Here is a 4,117-nt window from a genome sequence, read left to right as displayed (position 1 = left end):
TATTTAATAGAAAATCATTAGTAGATTCGATAGGTTGTTTTTGTGGATTACAGAATAAAGGATATTGTGATTTTATTATTAGACAATTATCAACAGATAATGCAAAAGATATAATAGAAGCTATGAATTTATATTTACCAGAAGAAATTCCAAGATAGATTAATATAAAAATAAGATAAGTCTCTACATAGCAATCACAGCAGAAGCCGTTTTTTTCTTGATGTAATATCTTTTTTATAATTATATATATCTGATTTAATACTTTATTAGTATATCACATAAAAAAAAGTGCTATACTTTTTGATGAAAATAGACTATAATTATATATTATACAGTGAATATTGTAAATTTTATGAGTTTTTCATAAAAATGAGTCATTTGGGAATAGAGTTTATTGTAATTAATTTATAATTATGTAGGGGGTGTTCCTATGGACGCTGTAGCTTTTAGTTTATTTCATTCAAGTGTGACTTATGAAATGTTAGCAAAATTTATAATCTATGTATTAATTGTTGCTGTAGATTTTTTTATTATAACTAGAGAAAATGTGGAAGATGAGTTATTTATATCGATAGTTTCTTTTATGGTAGCGATTATATTATCTCGAGTAATATATATAATTTTAAAAGGAGATTGTTGTTATAAAGACTTTTTAGATGTTTTTAATTTTAGTGTTATAGAAAATTTTTGTTACATAGTTGTATTTATATATTTGTTTATATTTATAGCTTGGTGCATTATTGACGTAAGGGAATTGGAAGATATGGCTGTGGCGGGAATAGTTGTATTTCAGATTGTTTCTGCAATAATAGGGAATAATATAGAGATACAAGGAAATCCAACAAATGCGCCTCATGCAATTTTGATGCATTCTATAAGAGTACATCCTATTGGATTGTATATATATATTTTGACTTTGATAGTTGTTAGTTTTATATGTTTATGTTATAAAAATAGAACATATAAAGCTCAGATTTTTGTAAAATACATAATAGCATATTTTATAGGAATCATGATTATAGATAATTTTATTACAAGTTCGCCAATTATAGAATCATTTGATATGGTTCAAATTATTAGTTTAGTAGTAATATCGGCATTTAGTATTTTTGATTATTTTAGAAATAGTAATGTAAAGAAAGGAAATAGCATATTTAAAGATGTAAGTGCTTTTTTAGATGAATCAAAGTATTTACAAACGTTTATACCATTAGTATTTACATATTTATTTATGATTTTTTCTATTAAGATAAATATTGTAATTTTATGTATACTATTTTTAGTGTTAGAGAGAAGTAATATAAAGAAAAATTTATTAAAAAGATAAATATAAAGCCTCACTGTTAGATTAAATGAAAACAGGGAGGCTTTTCAATATTTTGTATCAAAATTTATTTTAGGAAATAATATAAATAGATAGATGTGATGATAGTGATATTTTGGGGATAAAAAAGCCAGCCGTTAAGCTGACTCTATATTCTAATTTCGGGGAAAATTAGAATATATGTTATATATACGCTAAACATATGCCAAATTTAGAGTATATATGTGGACATTTTTATATTTTTAAAATTTTTTCTAAGATTTATTTCTTGATATAATTATAATAAATTGATTTATTGTTGTCAAATCATTAGCTTTGTCGAAATTTGTGGCGAAAGATGATAGGTATTAAAAAAGCGTTTCGGTGTTTTGATTATATGGAAATAGGGTGTGTAGTGTGTTTATTTGTATACAAAATCCAACAAAAAACTTACAAATTAATTTTTGTATTTGAGGGTTAGAGATGAGGAGGTAATGATATGGAGAAGATTATTAATGTTGCTCAGTACATTTATGAAGAATATAAAAAAATGTCTGGTAGTGTCATTGATGAAATGAAGCTGCATAAGTTATTATATCTTACCCAAAGAGAATCATTGGCAATTACAGGACAGCCGTTATTTGAAGAAGAGTTTGAAGGATGGAAATACGGTCCAGTATGTCGAGAAGTAAGAAGCTGTTATACTGAAGATGGTATGTTTAGTAATGAGGATATTGAAGAGATAGAGCTTGAGAGTGCATATATTGCTAAGAATGTTATTTTGCAATATGGTGCACTGGAATCATGGAAATTAAGTCAACTTTCTCATAAAGAAATTTCATGGAAAAATGCAAGACAGGGAATACCAGATGGTCAAAATGGTAATAAGAAGCTTAGTTTAGATGATATAAGAAAAGATTCAGAAAAAGTCCGCCCATATGATGCTATATGGGATATGTACTATGATGAATTTGAAGATGGGGAGATCCGGTAGTGCATGCTGGGAGTTTAACAAAAGAGATTGTTGATTTTAGAAATAGATATAGAGATATTTATTTAGATGTTATAGGTAAAATGGAAGAGTTTCAAAAAGAGCTTGTTTCAAATGCATTTTAGGTTTATTTTGTAAGTAGAAGATAAAGAGGTTATCCAGGAGATAGAAAATATACCTACGACTCCTGCAAATAGACTAGATAATTAATTGTCTAATTAAATACTTTGAGGAATATCCCATTTTTAATAGTGGGATATTTTTTATATTGTGAAATAATTGCGTTATATATTAAAAATGGGTAAAAAACACTTAAATTAAAAATAAAATACCAAAATTAATAAATGTTAAATGTCAAATTTGTGAAAAATATGCAAAAGATTCAAATAACTTGTTGACTATATAATATAAGTCAGATATAATTAAAATAAGAAAACGAACGAAAAGGAGGGTGATATGTTAGAATCATTTAGAGTTTCTAACTTTGCATCATTTAAGGATGAGGTATGTATTACAACATTATCGAATTCATCCAAAAAGGAACTTATAGAAACAAATACCTTTGAATGTAGGGGTAATAGATATAATAAAGTAACCTACATATATGGAGCTAATGGTTCAGGTAAGACAAATTTATTGGTGGCTTTAAATAGGGTTAGAAAGACTATAATAATGTCTACTGTTATAGGAGCTAGAAGTAATAAGCTTCTTGAAGTTCCAGTTATCAGAAAAGAATTAAATACACCAATAGAAAATTTCAAATTCGATACTGATAGCAAATCTAAGCCAACTTTATTTGGATTAGATATAGTAATTGATGATATACTTTATAGCTATGAATTTGAAATACTTGATGGAAAAATAATTAGCGAGTTATTGACGAAGAAAAATAAAAGAAAGGAGGTATTAATAAAAAGAACATCTCCAAGCTTTGAAGATATAGTACTCAGATCGGAGTTAGCGAAATTTAAACCTAATGTGAGTGTAGTAAGAGAAAACTCACTTTGTTTAGCTATGGCAGCACTTTTAAACAATAAATTAGCGAATGAAATAATAAATGAAATAATGGGAATTGACATTATTAATATGGCAAGTATGGATGGCAATACTCGCTTCGATGAAGAAAATACGAGTAAAGAGTTTGTTGAGAGATATTTGAAAATATTAAAGTCTGCTGATCCAACATTAAAGAATTTAATTATTAATTTAGAGGAAAATGCAGAAATTCCTCTTGATGAAGATGATGAGTTTCAAAGTAAGGATGTTATTGTAAAAAAGATTAGAGTAGATGTAAGTTCAGTACATGATGTTTATAAGAAACGTGAAAAAGTTTCTGAGATTGAGTTACCGTTTTTAAAGTATGAATCTAGCGGTACAATTAAATTATTTGGTATTTTACCATCTATATTTGAAGCTTTAGATACAGGAGGAGTTTTATTTATAGATGAAATAGAAAATGGATTACATCCATTGATAGTAGAATTTATTGTTAATTTGTTTAATGATGCTGAGATGAATCCTAAGAATGCACAGTTGATATGTTCTACGCATAATACGTTGTTGTTAGAAAAGTGTAGAAGAGATCAAGTGTGGTTTATGGATAAGAATCAGTATGGTGAGAGTAAGCTTTTAAGATTGAGTGATTTCTTGAATATAAGAAAGAGTGATAATATTAGTGAGAAGTATCTTAAAGGTGTTTTTGGAGCAATTCCGAATTTAAAATAAAAAAAATAACCAAAGATTAACTTTGGCTACAAAACGTGATAATACCGAAACATATAGAAATGTATACGGTATATAATAAATATTAATATAAAATTGCC

The 4,117-nt window shown here is 26.8% G+C and carries 4 protein-coding genes; all 4 read left to right on the top strand.

The window, feature by feature from the left end; all coding sequences use genetic code 11:
* The first annotated feature begins 430 nt into the window (after window positions 1-430).
* The 4 genes from SPD90_RS04650 to SPD90_RS04635 all read left to right on the top strand — a co-directional run bounded on the left by SPD90_RS04650 (window position 431) and on the right by SPD90_RS04635 (window position 4,019).
* The gene (locus SPD90_RS04650; RefSeq protein ID WP_320924457.1) at window positions 431-1,327 is read left to right on the top strand and encodes a prolipoprotein diacylglyceryl transferase family protein; all 897 of its coding nucleotides are present in this window, start codon (window positions 431-433) and stop codon (window positions 1,325-1,327) included.
* A 475-nt stretch (window positions 1,328-1,802) separates the two neighbouring features.
* Window positions 1,803-2,297, top strand: a complete 495-nt coding sequence (locus SPD90_RS04645; protein ID WP_320924456.1) for a Panacea domain-containing protein — start codon at window positions 1,803-1,805, stop codon at window positions 2,295-2,297.
* Window positions 2,297-2,419 carry a hypothetical protein gene (locus tag SPD90_RS04640; protein ID WP_320924455.1) on the top strand — a complete coding sequence of 41 codons (123 nt, stop codon included), beginning with the start codon at window positions 2,297-2,299 and terminating at the stop codon, window positions 2,417-2,419. Before SPD90_RS04645 ends, SPD90_RS04640 begins: the two co-directional genes overlap by 1 nt.
* A 331-nt stretch (window positions 2,420-2,750) precedes the next feature.
* Window positions 2,751-4,019, top strand: coding sequence for an AAA family ATPase (locus tag SPD90_RS04635; RefSeq protein ID WP_320924454.1), 1,269 nt, complete (start codon window positions 2,751-2,753; stop codon window positions 4,017-4,019).
* Window positions 4,020-4,117: the final 98 nt, after the last annotated feature.

The organism is Intestinibacter sp. (assembly GCF_034113885.1).
GTDB lineage: Bacteria > Bacillota > Clostridia > Peptostreptococcales > Peptostreptococcaceae > Intestinibacter.
Note: the sequence above shows the minus strand (reverse complement) of the source record. Positions and strands in the feature narration are given on the sequence as shown.

What these genes read in the sequence shown, in the direction of transcription:
- SPD90_RS04635 (WP_320924454.1), top strand. Translation starts at nt 2,751, where the DNA reads ATGTTAGAATCATTTAGAGTTTCTAACTTTGCATCATTTAAGGATGAG.
- SPD90_RS04645 (WP_320924456.1), top strand. Translation starts at nt 1,803, where the DNA reads ATGGAGAAGATTATTAATGTTGCTCAGTACATTTATGAAGAATATAAA.
- SPD90_RS04650 (WP_320924457.1), top strand. Translation starts at nt 431, where the DNA reads ATGGACGCTGTAGCTTTTAGTTTATTTCATTCAAGTGTGACTTATGAA.